Source organism: Peribacillus cavernae, from assembly GCF_003989135.1.
GTDB lineage: Bacteria > Bacillota > Bacilli > Bacillales > DSM-1321 > Peribacillus > Peribacillus cavernae.
The window spans coordinates 16,416-33,026 of the sequence record NZ_RYZZ01000049.1; the positions used below are offsets into that span (position 1 = coordinate 16,416).

At 43.0% G+C, this 16,611-nt stretch carries 16 protein-coding genes and 1 pseudogene; 1 reads left to right on the forward strand and 16 read right to left on the reverse strand.

Annotation, left to right across the window (positions count from 1 at the left end; all coding sequences use genetic code 11):
- Positions 1-108 precede the first annotated feature (108 nt).
- From dnaB to ELQ35_RS21660, 10 genes are all read right to left on the reverse strand, one after another.
- Complete coding sequence (gene dnaB / locus ELQ35_RS21615; RefSeq protein WP_126867247.1) at positions 109-1,473, reverse strand: replicative DNA helicase; 1,365 nt, start codon at positions 1,471-1,473, stop codon at positions 109-111.
- Between the two features lie 198 nt (positions 1,474-1,671).
- Complete coding sequence (rplI, locus tag ELQ35_RS21620) at positions 1,672-2,121, reverse strand: 50S ribosomal protein L9 (RefSeq protein ID WP_126867248.1); 450 nt, start codon at positions 2,119-2,121, stop codon at positions 1,672-1,674.
- A complete protein-coding gene (locus ELQ35_RS21625) occupies positions 2,118-4,088 on the reverse strand; it encodes a DHH family phosphoesterase (RefSeq protein ID WP_126867249.1) in 1,971 nt (656 codons plus the stop codon). Before ELQ35_RS21625 ends, rplI begins: the two co-directional genes overlap by 4 nt.
- Positions 4,089-4,215: 127 nt before the next feature.
- The gene (locus ELQ35_RS21630) at positions 4,216-5,157 is read right to left on the reverse strand and encodes a YybS family protein (RefSeq protein WP_185861862.1); all 942 of its coding nucleotides are present in this window, start codon (positions 5,155-5,157) and stop codon (positions 4,216-4,218) included.
- Between the two features lie 183 nt (positions 5,158-5,340).
- Complete coding sequence (rpsR, locus tag ELQ35_RS21635) at positions 5,341-5,580, reverse strand: 30S ribosomal protein S18 (RefSeq protein ID WP_117306187.1); 240 nt, start codon at positions 5,578-5,580, stop codon at positions 5,341-5,343.
- A 48-nt stretch (positions 5,581-5,628) separates the two neighbouring features.
- Positions 5,629-6,141, reverse strand: a complete 513-nt coding sequence (ssb, locus tag ELQ35_RS21640) for a single-stranded DNA-binding protein (protein ID WP_126867251.1) — start codon at positions 6,139-6,141, stop codon at positions 5,629-5,631.
- A gap of 55 nt (positions 6,142-6,196) precedes the next feature.
- Positions 6,197-6,484 carry a 30S ribosomal protein S6 gene (gene rpsF, locus ELQ35_RS21645; protein WP_126867252.1) on the reverse strand — a complete coding sequence of 96 codons (288 nt, stop codon included), beginning with the start codon at positions 6,482-6,484 and terminating at the stop codon, positions 6,197-6,199.
- Between the two features lie 426 nt (positions 6,485-6,910).
- Positions 6,911-8,011 (reverse strand): redox-regulated ATPase YchF, encoded by a 1,101-nt coding sequence (gene ychF / locus ELQ35_RS21650; protein ID WP_126867253.1) that lies wholly within the window; start codon positions 8,009-8,011, stop codon positions 6,911-6,913.
- 382 nt (positions 8,012-8,393) lie between these two features.
- Positions 8,394-8,591 carry a DUF951 domain-containing protein gene (locus ELQ35_RS21655; protein WP_126867254.1) on the reverse strand — a complete coding sequence of 66 codons (198 nt, stop codon included), beginning with the start codon at positions 8,589-8,591 and terminating at the stop codon, positions 8,394-8,396.
- Between the two features lie 15 nt (positions 8,592-8,606).
- Complete coding sequence (locus ELQ35_RS21660) at positions 8,607-9,503, reverse strand: mechanosensitive ion channel family protein (RefSeq protein ID WP_126867255.1); 897 nt, start codon at positions 9,501-9,503, stop codon at positions 8,607-8,609.
- Between the two features lie 284 nt (positions 9,504-9,787).
- On the opposite strand from ELQ35_RS21660, the gene yyaC reads away from it, so the two are divergent.
- A complete protein-coding gene (gene yyaC / locus ELQ35_RS21665; protein WP_126867256.1) occupies positions 9,788-10,411 on the forward strand; it encodes a spore protease YyaC in 624 nt (207 codons plus the stop codon).
- Between the two features lie 15 nt (positions 10,412-10,426).
- On the opposite strand, the gene ELQ35_RS21670 is transcribed toward yyaC, so the two are convergent.
- From ELQ35_RS21670 to ELQ35_RS21695, 6 genes and pseudogenes are all read right to left on the reverse strand, one after another.
- Positions 10,427-11,140, reverse strand: a complete 714-nt coding sequence (locus ELQ35_RS21670; RefSeq protein WP_126867257.1) for a DUF554 domain-containing protein — start codon at positions 11,138-11,140, stop codon at positions 10,427-10,429.
- A 74-nt stretch (positions 11,141-11,214) separates the two neighbouring features.
- Positions 11,215-12,072 (reverse strand): ParB/RepB/Spo0J family partition protein, encoded by an 858-nt coding sequence (locus tag ELQ35_RS21675; RefSeq protein ID WP_126867258.1) that lies wholly within the window; start codon positions 12,070-12,072, stop codon positions 11,215-11,217.
- Positions 12,065-12,826 (reverse strand): ParA family protein, encoded by a 762-nt coding sequence (locus ELQ35_RS21680; protein WP_126867259.1) that lies wholly within the window; start codon positions 12,824-12,826, stop codon positions 12,065-12,067. The genes ELQ35_RS21675 and ELQ35_RS21680 overlap by 8 nt, the downstream gene beginning before the upstream one ends.
- Positions 12,827-13,011: 185 nt before the next feature.
- On the reverse strand, positions 13,012-13,878 hold the full coding sequence (noc, locus tag ELQ35_RS21685; RefSeq protein ID WP_126867260.1) for a nucleoid occlusion protein: 867 nt from the start codon (positions 13,876-13,878) through the stop codon (positions 13,012-13,014).
- 219 nt (positions 13,879-14,097) lie between these two features.
- Complete coding sequence (rsmG, locus tag ELQ35_RS21690; protein ID WP_126867274.1) at positions 14,098-14,814, reverse strand: 16S rRNA (guanine(527)-N(7))-methyltransferase RsmG; 717 nt, start codon at positions 14,812-14,814, stop codon at positions 14,098-14,100.
- Between the two features lie 68 nt (positions 14,815-14,882).
- Positions 14,883-16,611 (reverse strand): annotated as a pseudogene (locus ELQ35_RS21695) (tRNA uridine-5-carboxymethylaminomethyl modification enzyme MnmG/GidA).

The following is a 16,611-nucleotide window of genomic DNA, read 5'->3' on the forward strand; positions in this document are numbered from 1 at the left end:
TCTATGTTCTTTCGCTTGTAAAAACTTTCGACACAAATCACGGAACTAACGGACCTGAGGAATAAAATACAAAGCCACTCCTTCTAAAAAGAAAGAATGGCAAATGCTTTAAGCTCCCGGCTGCATCGATGAATCATCAAAGCGCCGCTCAAGGTTAACGAACTTGTTATATTCCTTAACAAACGCGAGCGAAACTGTGCCAACCGGTCCGTTACGCTGCTTGGCTATGATAATCTCAATAATGTTCTTATTCTCAGATTCCTTATCATAGTAATCATCTCGATATAAGAAAGCAACAATATCGGCATCCTGTTCAATACTTCCTGATTCCCGGATATCGGACATCATCGGGCGTTTGTCCTGACGTTGTTCAACGCCGCGGGAAAGCTGGGATAGGGCAATGACAGGCACCTGCAGCTCACGTGCAAGTGCCTTTAAGGAACGGGAAATCTCGGAAACCTCCTGTTGCCGGTTCTCCCCTGACCGCCCGTTCCCCTGGATAAGCTGGAGATAATCAATTAAAATCATCCCCAGGCCCTGCTCCTGCTTCAGGCGGCGGCACTTAGAGCGGATATCGCCGATGCGCACTCCCGGCGTATCGTCGATGTAAATACCGGCATTCGACAGGCTGCCCATCGCCATTGTAAGCTTACGCCAGTCTTCATCAGTCAGCGACCCTGTACGAAGGTTTTGAGCGTTGATATTGCCTTCTGCGCACAGCATACGCATGACAAGCTGCTCGGCCCCCATTTCCAGGCTGAAGATGGCTACGTTCTCTTCCGTTTTCGTTGCCACATTTTGGGCAATGTTCAAGGCGAACGCCGTTTTACCTACCGATGGACGGGCCGCCACAATGATTAAATCGTTGCGCTGAAAGCCGGCTGTCATTCGGTCAAGCTCCGCAAAACCTGTAGGGATACCGGTTACTTCGCCTTTCCGATTCGTCAATACTTCGATATTATCATAGGTTTTAACCAATACATCCTTGATATTCTGAAAGGCGCCGGTATTTTTCCTCTGTGCCACTTCCATTATGTTTCTTTCCGCTTCGCCTAGCAGGCTTTCTACTTCATCTTCCCTGCTGTAGCCTTCCTGGGCTATATTGGTGGCGGTGCGGATCAGCCTGCGCAATAGTGATTTCTCTTCGACAATGCGGGCATAATACTCAATATTGGCGGCAGTAGGAACCGACCCTGCCAGTTCGCTTAAATACGAAACGCCGCCAACCTCTTCAAGGTTTCTCGAAGCAGCAAGATCTTCGGTTACTGTGATCAAGTCAACCGCTTTTCCAAGATCGTTCAAGTTGATCATCACATTGAATATCTTTTGGTGTGTGCTCCGGTAAAAATCCTCCGGAATCAAGATTTCAGAAGTAAGGGTAAGCGAGGAAGGCTCTAAAAAAATCGCTCCTAATACGGCCTGTTCTGCTTCTATATTCTGGGGCGGAATCCGGTCTTGAAATATTTCATTCATATCCTGTAACCTCCTATTCAGAAGGGATTTTTGGTAACGTAAAACGATGAGTCACCTAAAATAGCCTATATTCACAGCAAAAAGCCGCTGGTTTCAACCGATTGGATGCAGAAAAAAAGTGATGGGACCAAACGCCCTATCACATTTTTCTCTACCTTCTATTTTAGCTAGTTTGTTTCAGATAAGAAAGAACTAAAATTAGTTAATTTCCTTGACATGGACAGTTAAGGTTGCCGTCACTTCCGGGTATAACTTTACAGGGACCTTTGTATGGCCAAGCGCACGAATGCCTTCACTAAGCTCCATTTTGCGCTTGTCGATCTTGATGTTGTGCTTCTTTTGCAGTTCGGCAGCAATTTGCTTTGTGGTGATCGAACCGAAAAGACGGCCTCCTTCGCCCGCTTTAGCCTCAAGTTCAACTGTCAGCTTTTCCACCTTTTCCTTTAGTTCCCTGGCATGCTGGAGTTCTTCGGCAGCCAGATTCTGTTCTTTATTCTTTTGGGCTTCTAATGTTTTCATGTTTGCGTTGGATGCTTCCACAGCCATCCCCTGTTTAAGGAGAAAGTTATGTGCATAGCCGTCCGCTACGTTCTTCATTTCGCCCTTTTTCCCTTTTCCCTTGACGTCTTTCAGAAAAATTACTTTCATGCAGTTTGTCCTCCTTCTAAATATTCATCAATCGATGCTTGCAAACGTTCTTCCGCTTCATCAATGGACATGTAAAGCTGAGTAGCAGCATTTGTTAAATGCCCTCCGCCATCCAGGGTTTCCATAATCACCTGGACATTGATGTCGCCGAGTGAACGTGCACTGATGCTGACCATTTCCTCAGAACGCCCCGAAATGACAAAGGACGCTGAAACCCCATCCATAGTTAAAAGGGTATCTGCCGCCTGGGCAATTAAAACCTGTTCATGTATCTGATCAGGGTTTCCCTTTGCAATTGCAATACCGTTCTTGTAAAAAGAGACAGATTCAATTAATTTTGAGCGCTTAATATACGTTTCGACATCTTCCTTGAGGAATTTCTGGACGAGAACCGTGTCTGCTCCGTGGGCCCTCAAGTAAGAAGCCGCATCAAAGGTCCGCGTTCCGGTGCGGAGCGTAAAGCTTTTTGTATCGACGATAATTCCTGCAAGTAATGCGGTCGACTCAAGCATATCTATTTTCCCCCGCTTTGGCTGGTACTCCAAAAGCTCGGTCACAAGTTCTGCCGTTGACGAAGCGTAAGGTTCCATATACACGAGAAGCGAGTTAGTAATGAACTCTTCACCCCGCCTGTGGTGATCTATGACAACCACCTTATCAATTCGGTTTAACAGGCGTTCCTCGATAAGCATCGACGGTTTATGGGTATCGACAACTACGAGCAGGGTCTCATCTGTAATCATTTCAAACGCATCATCTGTTGTGATAAATCTCGTATAAAGCTCGGGCTTTTTTTTGATTTCGTCCATCAGCCGGCGGACGCCGGTATCGATTTCCTGAGGATTTATGACAATATAGGCTTCCCGTTGATTCATCTGGGCTACTTTCGATATTCCAATCGCGGAGCCGATCGCGTCCATATCTGGATGCTTGTGTCCCATGACAATCACTTTGTCGCTGTCAAGAATGATATCTTTCAGAGCATGAGAAATCACACGGGCGCGTACTCTTGTCCGTTTCTCCATCGGGTTGGTTTTCCCGCCGAAAAACTTCACCTTGCCATTTGATAATTTGATGGCTACCTGGTCTCCGCCCCTTCCTAATGCCAGATCGAGGCTTGACTGTGCCAGCGACCCTAATTCAGGCAGAGAAGAAACTCCAGAACCGACACCAATACTCAATGTTAGCGGTACGTTTTGTTTTGCCGTCGCCTCCCTGATTTCATCAAGAATCGAGAATTTTCCCTTCTCAAGCAGTTGAAGGATACTTTCATTAAAAACGGCAATGAATCGTTCTGAGGAAGTCCGTTTTAAGAACACTCCGTTGACCTTTGCCCATTTATCCAAGTTCGAAGTGACCAGGCTGTTCAGACTGCTTTTTCGCTGGTCATCCATTCCCTGTGTAAGTTCATCATAGTTATCCAGAAAAATAAACGCGAGCGCTGTTCGTTCATCTTCATAGAGCTTTTCGATTTCCACCTGTTCGGTCACATCGAAAAAATACAAAAGCCGTTCTTCTCTTTTATGGATTACTTTAAATTTCCGTTCATGGAGCGTGATCGTCTCTGTCTCCACTTCCTGTTTGATTAGCGGGACAATCGATTCTGCAACGTCATATAACGACCTTCCTACCAGCGAATCCTCATCAAAGCAGGAAGCTAAAAAGGGATTCGTCCATTCAATGTAATAGTCGCCATTGATGAGCATTATTCCTATTGGCATTTCCAACAGCGCTTCTTCGCCCACTTTTTTGAGACGATAGGATAAGGTGGAGATATACTCTTCCGTTTCACGCCTGTTCTGGTATTCAATTTGTAATGTCATAAAAAATAATACAGATAGAAGCACAAAGCCTATCAGCGCAATCCACCAGGAATAGTAGGCAACAACACCTAAAACGAGAAGCATCACAGCCATTAATCCATAAACTGGATACCTAATAGACTGCTTCTGTAAAAAAGATGGCATATTTTCAGCTCCTAAAAGCATGTCTGTAAGAAAAGCGCAAGCGGTTCATGACCTCGAAGGACTAGGCCCTGGAGCTAGACACCAGTACTCATGAAAAAGTTATACTCTCTTTTAAAAAATCCCTTGATTATTTCTTTTTCTGGAGTGTCTCCCTGAAAGAAAACCCCAGATCCAGTATCCCTAAAATACGAATGATTGACTGAAACAAGGGCAGAAATAATGAGATGACGAGAATGGTAATCGGAACTGGCTTCGCCCAGCCTTTTATATAACTGAAAAAAAACAACAGCGAGTATCCTTGAAGCAGCATCAACAGCTGCAAAATAACAAGCAGGTTAGCAACCGCCATAAAGAAAAAACTGTTTTCTTCCGGTTTCAGAAAGTATGTGGTAATCATCGTAATTAAATAATACCATAAAAGGCTTTTAGGAAGTTGAAGTTCTCTCAATGGAGACCATGAAACTTTTCTCTCGCTGAATCTCTTTAAAATGGGATGCGAAGCAAGGAAAAATAAGGCGACCATAACCATTGAAGAAACAATCAACAGGGCAGGCAGTATGGTATCCAGCATATCTATCGAAGCATATAAGCTTTTTTGGACGGATTCTTGCGGTTCCTGTCCAATCGCCGTCATTATTTCAAACGATTTATCAATCGATTCCCTCAGTACTTCAGTGAAGTCCTGCAGATAATTGATGCCAAGGAACCAGACAGACACTCCATATAATACCAATACTCCGGCTAAAAAAGTAAGAACGGCACTTATATAGATGATAAACGCTGGTTTGTCTCTTTTTAAGAGATAGCCGATTGTAATTCCTGTTAATCCTGTGATCAAGGCCATCGGAATCGCAAATATCGTACCGAACAGAGCTGCCAAAAGGCAAGCGGCAAATAAGAACCCGATTGACCATGTCAGTTTCTGCTTGACAGCCGTTAAAATAAACGGGACGGGCAGAAAAAAAAGTAAAACCGCTCCTAAAAAGGGAACCTGAACCGTTAAAAACAATAAAATACTATAAAGAGCTAAGAGTGCTCCTCCTTCAGCTATCTTCCTTCCATTGTTCAAACTTCCACAACCTTCACAAAATATTATCTCTCTCCATTTACTGAATGGCAAATGGGCTCTCTAGCATTGTAGCCATTTTCCTTCTCATATTTCAACCGATCGCTCTCATTTTAAAAAAGCAAGTCCGGTATTCACACAAAAAAAGCCCTGTTATGCTTTAAAAGCTAAACAGGGCCTTCATGATTACTCACCAGATACGTATGGAAGCAATGCCATCGTACGTGAACGTTTGATAGCAACAGTTAATTTACGTTGGTATTTAGCGCTTGTGCCAGTTACACGACGTGGTAAAATTTTACCGCGTTCTGAGATGAATTTCTTAAGAAGATCTACATCTTTGTAATCGATTTTAGTGATTCCGTTTGCTGTGAAGTAACAAACTTTACGACGCTTTGCGCGTCCACCTTTACGTCCGCCTGCCATATCAAATTCCCTCCTTGTACTCTTATTTCATTAAAAACGGTTGAATGTTTAAAATGGAAGATCATCGTCTGAAATATCGATGGTTTTTCCGTCATTGGCAAATGGGTCATCATTTACACGGGTGTGATTGTTGTTATTATTATTGCGTTGATTCTGATTCTGATTTTGTTCGTACGGAGAATCATTGTTATTTCTTTGATTACCATAAGAACCGCCTTCATTTCTTTCACCCGCTGAACTGCTTCGTGGTTCAAGGAATTGAACGCTCTCAGCCTGAATCTCTGTCACATATACCCGTTTGCCGTCCTGTCCTTCATAGTTGCGTGTTTGAACTCGTCCATCGACGCCGGCCAAACTACCTTTTTTCAAGTAATTCGCCACATTTTCAGCAGGTTTACGCCAAATTACACAGTTGATGAAGTCCGCTTCACGTTCACCCTGCTGATTCGTAAAATTACGGTTTACAGCAAGGGTAAACGTTGCCACAGGTACTCCATTCGGTGTATATCGTAACTCAGGATCTTTCGTTAAACGCCCTACTAAAATTACGCGGTTCATCATCAGAATCAACCCCTATTTTCCTGAATATCGGAAATGTTTATATATAAATATCGGTTTATTCTTCATCTTTAGTTGTCATATGGCGGATAATGTCTTCGTTAATTTTAGCTAAACGATCGAATTCTTGAATAGCTGCAGCTTCCGAATTTACTTTAAGAAGCATGTAATAACCGTCACGATAATCATTGATTTCATAAGCAAGACGGCGCTTACCCCATTCTTTCGATTCTGCCAGTTCCGCACCATTGTCAGTAAGGATGGTGTTGAAACGTTCAACTAGAGCTTTTTTAGCTTCTTCCTCAATGTTTGGACGGATGATATACATAATTTCGTATTTTTTCATCACTGTCACCTCCTTTTGGTCTAAACGGCCCGAAATGGGCAAGGAGCAATTATCAATTAATTACTCACAAGATGAAAGTATACCACAGCTTATGTGGTTTTGCAATTATGCTTTCACGTTTCGTTTCTCAAGTACAAAAGAACAAAAGCGCAAGCGCCTAAAAGGAACGTNNGCAAGTCCGACAAGCATAAGACGAGCAGCTGTATGGGGAGCGGTTTTCTCCCCATCAGATGATTGGCTTATGACCTCGAGGCCGACTAAAATTGCCACGTCCTCATGTCTTCGTCGGCACTAGCACGTCCTGTGCGTCGGGGCTAGGCGCTGGAGCTGGATGCAGATAATCAAAATTAAGTTATCCACATAAAATTCAATCTATAGTTTCCTTTACAGTAAAAAAACCCTGCAGATTATAGCAGGGCTTTATAATTACACGTTAAAGCGGAAGTGGATGACATCGCCGTCCTGAACGACATATTCTTTTCCTTCGAGACGGACCTTGCCTGCTTCCTTAGCCGCGTTATGGCTTCCTGCTGCAAGAAGGTCATCATAAGAGACAATTTCTGCGCGAATGAAGCCGCGCTCGAAGTCAGTGTGGATGATACCTGCACACTGCGGAGCCTTCATGCCGTTTCTAAAAGTCCATGCACGAACTTCCTGTACACCTGCCGTGAAGTAGGTTGCCAGGCCAAGCAATTTGTAAGAGGCGCTGATTAATTGGTCAAGTCCGGATTCTGCGATGCCAAGCTCAGAGAGGAACATTTCCTTTTCTTCTCCTTCAAGCTCGGCAATTTCTTCTTCAATCTTAGCGCAGATGACAATGACTTCTGCGTTTTCATTAGCCGCATATTCTCGGACTTTTTTGACGTATTCATTATCGGACGGATTGGCGACCTCGTCTTCACTTACATTTGCTACATAAAGAACCGGTTTAATGGTTAGAAGGTGCAAGCTTTTTACAACTTTCATTTGTTCCTCTGTAAATTCCACTGTACGGGCAGGCTTTTCCGCTTCAAATGCTTCCTTAAGCATTGACAAGATTTCATGTTCAAACATGGCATCCTTATCTTTTTGCTTCGCCATCTTGCCAACGCGGTCGACGCGTTTATCAACAGATTCCAGATCGGCAAGGATCAATTCGAGGTTAATGACTTCAATATCATCAATCGGGTCAACCTTTCCGGACACGTGAGTGATGTTATCATCGGAGAAGCACCGTACGACCTGACAAATGGCATCTACCTGGCGAATGTGTGAAAGGAATTTGTTCCCCAGTCCTTCACCTTTACTGGCACCCTTGACAATCCCTGCAATATCAGTGAATTCAAAGGCAGTCGGGACTGTTTTTTTTGGCTGTACAAGCTCCGTTAATTTCCGTAAACGGCTGTCAGGAACCTCGACGATCCCAACGTTCGGGTCAATTGTACAAAACGGATAGTTGGCTGATTCGGCACCAGCCTGTGTTATTGCATTAAACAAAGTCGATTTGCCTACATTCGGCAATCCGACGATACCTGCTGTTAAAGCCATATAATTTTTCCACTCCTCAAAAATTCCCTTATCTATAACAAAAGCGGAAGCGCCTTGAAGGAACGTCGACTAAAATCCGCCACGTCCTGTGGCGAACATCGACGTCAGCACATCCTGTGCAAGTCCGACAAGCATAAGACAAGCAGCTGTATGGGGAGTGGTTTTCTCCCCATCAGATGATTGGCTTATGACCTCGAGGGGCTAGGCGCTGGAGCTGGATGTAGATAACCTGATTTCAATTTAAAAATACTTATAGGATGAAAACTTCATTTCAATAGACTACATAAACCTTTCACAATTATAGATTTTGCTATACAAAAAGACAAGTACAGGAAGTGACTTCATCTGGAGCAGATTGCATTATTCGAGTAAAAAAGCATGATCATTGTTCATCCTTTTCTAACCTTTTCTTCATTTTCCTGGTGAATTCCCTTCTTGGGAGCATTACACTATGGCCGCATCCCTCACATTTGATTCGGATGTCCATGCCTAATCGAATGATTTTCCAGCGGTTGGTGCCGCATGGGTGAGGCTTTTTCATTTCCACTACATCATTTATGGCAAATTCTTTCTCTTCCATTCCTCTCCCGCTCCTTTATTCCGCTTGTTTTTGTTTCTGGCCGATACTGCCTTTCTCATCACGGCTGTACATCACCATACGCGGCACCGGACTCTCAATGCCATTTTCATCCAGGACAGCTCTTATTTCCTTTCGCAAAACCCTTCCGATAAACCAGTGGCGAGTCGGCAATGTTTCAGCAACGATTCGCAGAACAACTTCTGTGGGATTTAAGGTTTGAATCCCCAACAACTCTGGAGGATTCACCATATCTTCATAACGGTCGGGCATATCCGCAAGCCATTCAGAAATGACTCTTTCTGCAAGCCCCACATCGCTGTCATAAGGAATGCTTACATCCACGATTGCTAAGCTGTTCAGGATAGAAAAATTGGTCACTTCGATAATACTTCCATTTGGCAGCACATGTAATTCCCCGGTTGCACTTTTCATTTTCGTGGTCCGGAGTCCAATCTCAAGCACTTCTCCTTCAAATTCACCGATGCGAATGTAATCCCCGACGGAAAACTGATCTTCAAGAATAATGAAGAAGCCTGTGATCACATCCTTGACAAGGCTTTGTGCACCAAACCCTACAGCAAGGCCGACGATTCCGGCCCCTGCAAGCAGCGCCTTGACATCAATATTCATTACTTCAAGAATCATAATGAAAGTAATGAAATAGACCACATATGTAAGAATATTTTCCAGCAGTCTCAGTATCGTTGCTTCCCTGCGCTGGGAAATCCGCAGCGGGCTTCTTTCCCTGACTTCAAAGAATTTTTTTATGATTTTCTTGCCAAGTTTGATGACAAAACTGGAAATAACGAGAATTAAAATGATTTTTATAAAGCCTTCTCCAATATTCAACCATGTATTTTCATTTAAAAATTGCTCAGAAAGCTTATCACGCATTTTTTCGTAGTAATCCATATTTACACCTTCTTTTTTCGATCCATTACTTTAAAGATTATTGTAACAACAATTTAGAGGTTTTTATATAAAAATACTATGGGTATATAGGTAAAGCAACTTCTGTACACGGAAACCGTTCAAATCAGCCTGCAGCCAGTACATATTTATCAACCCCATCTCAATTCTTCTGATTTTCATATTTTGATATAGAAGCTTTCTTTAATTTTCCCCGCTACAGCACGTATACAACTCCTTATTTTTCCGTATACTGTTAATGCTATTATAGAGGAGGAGTGGTACCGATGAACCTAAAGTCCAGCTTTTTTGAGAATAAAAATACAATGAGTCGGATCTTGCACGAGGATTTGGATGCAGTGCGAAAAATTTCTCAGGAACTTCTTACCCTGCTTCCTGAAGACCGAACTCTGCCTATTGTTATTGTTTGCATCGGTACAGACCGGTCAACAGGAGATTCACTCGGACCGCTTGTCGGAACTTTTCTTGAAGAGAAAGCTGCTTCTCCTTTTTTTGTGTACGGAACCCTTGATGATCCTATTCATGCGATGAACCTGAAGGAAAAACTCGCTGAAATAAAAACAAAGCATGTGGATCCTTTTATTATCGGAGTCGACGCTTGTTTAGGAAGGATCAAGAGCGTGGGCATCGTCCAGATCGGTGAAGGGCCTGTTAAGCCAGGAGCAGGCGTAAATAAAGATCTCCCCGCCGTTGGGGAGGCGCATATCACAGGCATTGTAAATGTCAGCGGCTTCATGGAGTTCATGGTACTTCAGAATACTCGTTTAAACCTTGTTCTTAAAATGGCGAGAACCATTGCCAATGGCATTTATTTTGCGGGCAGCCAGCATCATGGGAAAAATAATATTTCTCATTTAAACTGGGCCTTCGATCGAGAAAAAACACCTTAATTTGCTGGGCTGTTTTTACAGTTGGATATGAAAATAATAAAAGATCCAGGAAAGCAATGCTGCAACCAAAATCCCGGGAAGCAAATTAGCGACCCGGATTTTCGTAATCCCAATCAGATTCAGGCCTATGGCAAAAATCATGACACCGCCGGTTGCCGTCATTTCCAAAATAAATGAATCCATTAAGACCTTTGGTACAATTTTATCTATTTGCGTCGCAAACAACGCGATAGCACCTTCATAAACTACTACTGGTATCGCAGAAAAAATGACGCCGATTCCTAAAGTAGTTGTCAAAATGATTGCTGTAAACCCATCGATGATCGCTTTTGTGTATAAAACATCATGGTCTTGCCTGATCCCGCTGTCCAGCGCACCGATGATAGCCATGGCACCGATCAGAAAAATCAAAGTTGCGGTTACAAACCCCTGAGAAATCGAATTGCCTTCCTTTGATCCAAGCTTTCTTTCCAACCAATTTCCTAACAAATTCAGTTTTGCGTCCAAATCAATCACTTCACCAATAACCGCCCCGATTACAAGACTTAAAATGACAATCAAATATTGCTGGCTTTTCAAACCCATTTGCAGTCCTAACACAACAACGGCTAATCCAATCCCATACATGACAGTGTCTTTCATCTTTTGCGGAATGCGGTGAAGGACCCTTCCGAGCAGGGTACCGATGATAATCAGCACCCCGTTCACGATTGTTCCCAATAATACCATGGTCTTTGCACCCTGTGTCTTGTTTATCAACCAGAAAATCAGTTCAAGAAATAAACCATCTTAGTAAAGATGATTCAAGAAGATAGATTTTCCGAATCAATAATTTCCAGAATCCTTTCTAAATCTTCTTTCGAGAAAAACTCAATCTCAATTTTTCCTTTTTTCCTGCTTTGTTTGATGGTAACAGGTGTTCCAAAACGTTCACGGAGACTGTTTTCCCGTTCTTTAATAAAAACATCTTTTTTGGGCTTCGCAACTGGCACTGTTTCACGTGAAACATCCTCATTTAATAGATTGATATATTGTTCGAGCTGACGAACATTCATATTGTCCTTGATCACTTTATCGACAACGTCTTTAATCTGATTTCTATTCTTTAATCCTAACAGGGTACGTCCATGTCCCATGGAAATCCTGCTTTCGGAAATATTCGATTGGATCTCTTCCGGCAGGCTCAGCAGTCGAATATGATTGGTTATATGCGGACGGCTTTTGCCCAATCGTTTGGCCAGCTCTTCCTGGGTAAGTTGAAGCTTCTCCAAAAGCGTTTGATAGGCCAAAGCTTCTTCAATCGGATTAAGGTCTTCACGCTGTAAATTTTCGAGAATTGCCAGTTCCATCATTTGCTGTTCATCTAATTCCTTTACCACCACCGGAACTGTTTTCAGGCCTGCTTCCTTTGCCGCTCGGAACCTTCTTTCCCCTACAACGATTTCATACCCTTTTATGCTTTTTCTTGCAATGATTGGCTGCAAAATACCGTGCTGGATAATCGACTGCTTTAGTTCTTCAATCGCTTCAGGAGTAAATACCTTCCGTGGCTGATAAGGGTTTGGTCGTATGTCTCTCAGTTTGATTTCCTGTACTGCATCATCTTTAGCTTCCAAGTTTGTAAATAGGGCATTGATCCCCTTTCCGAGTCCTTTAGCCATTTGACACCACTTCCTTTGCCAGGTCCAGATAAACCTCTGCACCTCTTGATTTCGGATCATAAATAATGATTGGCTCTCCATGGCTTGGTGCTTCGCTTAAACGGACATTCCTGGGAATGATCGTTTTATAGACTTTATCCTGGAAATACTTTTTTACCTCTTCAATTACTTGAATACCCAGGTTCGTACGCGCATCAAGCATTGTCAGAAGAACTCCTTCGATTTTTAAATCGTGATTTAAGTGTTTTTGAACAAGACGGACGGTATTCAACAGCTGGCTTAGCCCTTCTAATGCGTAATATTCACATTGTACCGGTATCAGGACCGCATCTGAAGCCGTCAAGGCATTGAGGGTGAGCAGCCCTAGAGAAGGCGGGCAATCAATGATAATGTAGTCAAACCGGTCCTTCACTTCTTCTAATGCCCTTTTTAAGCGCACTTCTCTCGAAATTGTGGGAACCAGCTCAATTTCTGCTCCGGCTAGCTGAATAGTTGCAGGAATCACGAAAAGGTTTTCAACCTTTGTTTCTTTAATTACTTCATCTGCCTCAATGTCATCCACCAATACATCATAGATACACTGTTCTACATATGCTTTTTCAACGCCAACACCGCTCGTCGCATTTCCCTGGGGGTCGACGTCCACTAATAACACTTTCTTTCCTATGTATGCTAAACAGGCACCGAGATTAACGGAAGTCGTCGTTTTCCCTACGCCGCCTTTTTGATTCGCAATAGCAAGAATCTGTCCCATTGATGCCACCTACTTTCGGTCCAATTATCTTCCTTTTCCTTCCGACAAAAGAAAAATACCTTTTCTATTTTATCATGAAAAAACGAAGGAATAGGCTATTTCTTACGAAACGAAGGAATTTTCATTACTAACAACAAAAAAGCTTGGCAATCAACAGCTGCCAAGCGGGTTAAGTAAAGCGGAGATTATCCTTTTTTCTTTGGAATCTTTATTGTAAATTGATAGTATTCCTCAAATTCTTCTTCTTCAGAATCAAGATTAATGCCATTATCCGTCACCATATTCAATGATTGCCGAATCGTATTTACAGCAATTCTCATATCTTTGCTAAACGCTTTTCTTTTCGGTTTCGGCGGTTTTTCAGAATTATCGAGCAGTTTTATGACCCGCTCTTCTGTCTGTTTTACATTCAAATTCTTCTCAATAACTTCCTGCAGCAATTTTATTTGCTTTTCCGGATCCTTTAGAGGAATTAAAGAACGGGCATGTCGCTCTGTAATTTGCTTTTGCAGAAGCGCCGCCTGTACTTCATCAGGAAGTTTAAGGAGTCTTATCTTATTGGCCACTGTGGATTGGCCGATCCCGAGCCGTTGTGCCAATGCTTCCTGTGTAAGGCTATGAAGATCTAACAGCTTTCCGTACGCAGTAGCCTCTTCAATCGGGGAAAGTTCTTCACGCTGCAGGTTTTCTATAAGTGCAACTGAAGCCGTTTCAGTGTCGTTGAAATCTTTTACAATAGCCGGAGCTGTTTCCCAGCCTAATGTCTGCATGGCGCGAAAACGGCGCTCGCCGGCGATAATTTCATATTGTCCCTTTTCATACTCCCTTACTACAATCGGCTGGATGATGCCATGTGTATGAATGGTTTGTGCTAATTCAGCGATCTTTTCATCATTGAATACTGTTCTTGGCTGATATCGATTCGGCACAATATTGGAGATGGAAATTTTCTTTATTTCTTCATTATTGTTGCTCGGTGTGTCCATTTCCACTTCAATTTGCTGCTCTTCTTTTTCGCCTAAACCAAAGAATCGCGAAAAAGGATGCTTCATCTCCCTACACCACCTTTAAGAAACTCCCACATTACATATTCTCTATGCAAGCGACAAATCCTGCTTGACTCTTTGACAAAGTTACACATCTGTTTATAAGCCGACCGAAAAACCCCTACCTTTTATAGTAAAAGAAAATGGAGGCATGCGCTAGAGGAAATTAAAATTTCCTGCAGCAATCATCCTTTCGGTTACCAAGCCATACATGATCTCCGTTTGTCATTCAATCGGTATTTTATTTGGAGTTCCGGGTTTTCTCGGATACTTTTTCGGAGTTGGCTTTACCTTTTTAATAAAAATAATGTTTCTTTCGCTATTTTCCTTTGGCAAAAGGAAATGATGTATTTGCTCTACTTTTCCGCCCAGCGTTGTAATCGCCTTAGTGCCCGCTTCCATTTCTTCATTTGTACTCGATGCCTTCATGGCAATAAACATTCCGTTTTCCTTAATGAGCGGGAGGCAAAGCTCACTCAGCACAGACATCCTTGCCACCGCTCTTGCTGTAACGATATCATATACCCCGCGATGTTTAGGCTTTTGACCAAATGTCTCGGCACGGTCATGGTAAAAGGAAACACTTACAAGCTGCAGTTGTTTTGCAAGATGTTCTAAAAAAGAAATTCTTTTATTTAGGGAATCAACAATCGAGACATGGAGATCCGGAAAGCAAATCTTCAAAGGTATGCTCGGAAACCCGGCTCCTGCTCCCACATCACAAATTCTTAAAGGCTTTTTAAAATCGAAATAAAAAGCGGCACTGATTGAATCATAGAAATGCTTTACATATACCTCTTCTTTATCTGTAATCGCCGTCAGATTCATTTTTTCATTCCACTCAATGAGCAGCCGATAATACGTTTCGAATTGTTCAAGCTGGAAAGGAGAAAGCGTAATCTCTTTCTCCAGTAACAGCTGTTGGAATTGTTCTTTATTCATAAGGTTTTTCAATCCTTTTTTGTATTCGGTTATCTCCACAATGGATAGAACCCCTGGTTAAGGTTATCTCAATTCGCATGCGAAATCCGAGCAATTTTTCCTTGCTCCAAATACACAAGCAAAATGGAGACATCAGCGGGATTTACCCCTGAAATCCGGGAAGCCTGTGCGACTGAAAGCGGACGTACTTCTTTCAAATTTTGGCGGGCTTCGTTTGCAAGACCATTTATCGCATCGTAATCAATATTTTCAGGAATCTTTTTATTCTCCATTTTCTTGAGGCGTTCAACCTGCTGAAGCGACTTTTCGATATATCCCTCATATTTTATCTGGATTTCAACCTGTTCGGTTACTTCGCTATCAAGCTCGGTTTCGGAAGGTGCAAGCATCCTGATATGCGAATAGTTCATTTCAGGGCGTTTTATTAAATCAGCGGCGCGTATCCCATCCTTTAATTCCGTTCCGCCGTTCTCTTTAACCAGTTCCTGTGTCTGTTCATTCGGTTTGATAATGATTGATTTAAGCCTTGCCTTTTCCGCCTCAACTGCCGCTTTTTTTACAAGGAACTTCTGATAGCGCTCTTCCTTGATCATGCCGATTTTATGACCGATTTCCGTTAAGCGAAGATCGGCGTTATCATGGCGCAGCAGCAAGCGGTACTCTGCGCGTGAAGTTAACAGACGATACGGTTCGTTCGTCCCTTTTGTGACAAGATCGTCAATTAATACTCCGATATAGGCATCTGAACGGCCCAAAATTAGTTCTTCCTTATCAAGTGCATTCAATCCTGCATTAATTCCGGCCATCAACCCTTGTCCAGCAGCTTCTTCATAACCGGAAGTCCCGTTGATTTGCCCAGCTGTATACAGGTTTTTTACCTTTTTCGTTTCCAATGTCGGCCACAGCTGTGTAGGCATGATCGCATCGTATTCGATCGCATAGCCGGCGCTTATCTTCTATAGACGGGCAGTACCTCGGGCCCGTACCTTTGATCATTCCAGAGTACATCGGTGAACGATGGAGATTGTCATCAATAATTTGATGCGTTTCGAGACTCGTATACGTAAGCCAGCATGGAAGCTGGTCGGTGATGAATTTTGTCGTTTCATACGAGAAAGCTCTCGGTTCCTCGTCACCAGGCTGGATTTCTGTTTTGCTGTAATCAATCGTCTGGCTGTTGACACGGGGTGGCGTTCCTGTCTTAAACCGGACCAAATCAAAACCCAGCTCCTCCAAATGCTCGGAAAGTCTGATGGAAGGCTGTTGATTGTTAGGGCCGCTTGAATATTTAAGCTCTCCTAAAATGATTTCCCCTCTTAAGAAAGTCCCTGTCGTAATCACAACTGTTTCCGCTTTATAAGCGGCACCGGTTTGCGTGACAACCCCCGTACATACACCGTCTTCGACAAGCAAACGTTCTACCATTCCCTGCATGAGAGTTAGATTTGGTTCGTTTTCAATCGTTTTTTTCATTTCCTGTTGATATAAAAGCTTATCCGCCTGAGCCCTTAATGCACGTACAGCCGGCCCTTTGCCGGTATTGAGCATTCTCATTTGAATATGCGTTTTATCGATATTCTTACCCATCTCTCCGCCAAGCGCGTCTATTTCCCTTACGACAATCCCCTTTGCCGGGCCCCCTACGGAAGGATTGCACGGCATGAAAGCCACCATATCCAAATTTATCGTTAACATCAGGGTTTTTGCACCGACCCGCGCAGCAGCAAGGCCAGCCTCACTTCCAGCGTGTCCAGCGCCGATTACAATCACGTCATAGCTACCTGCATCGTATTGCAT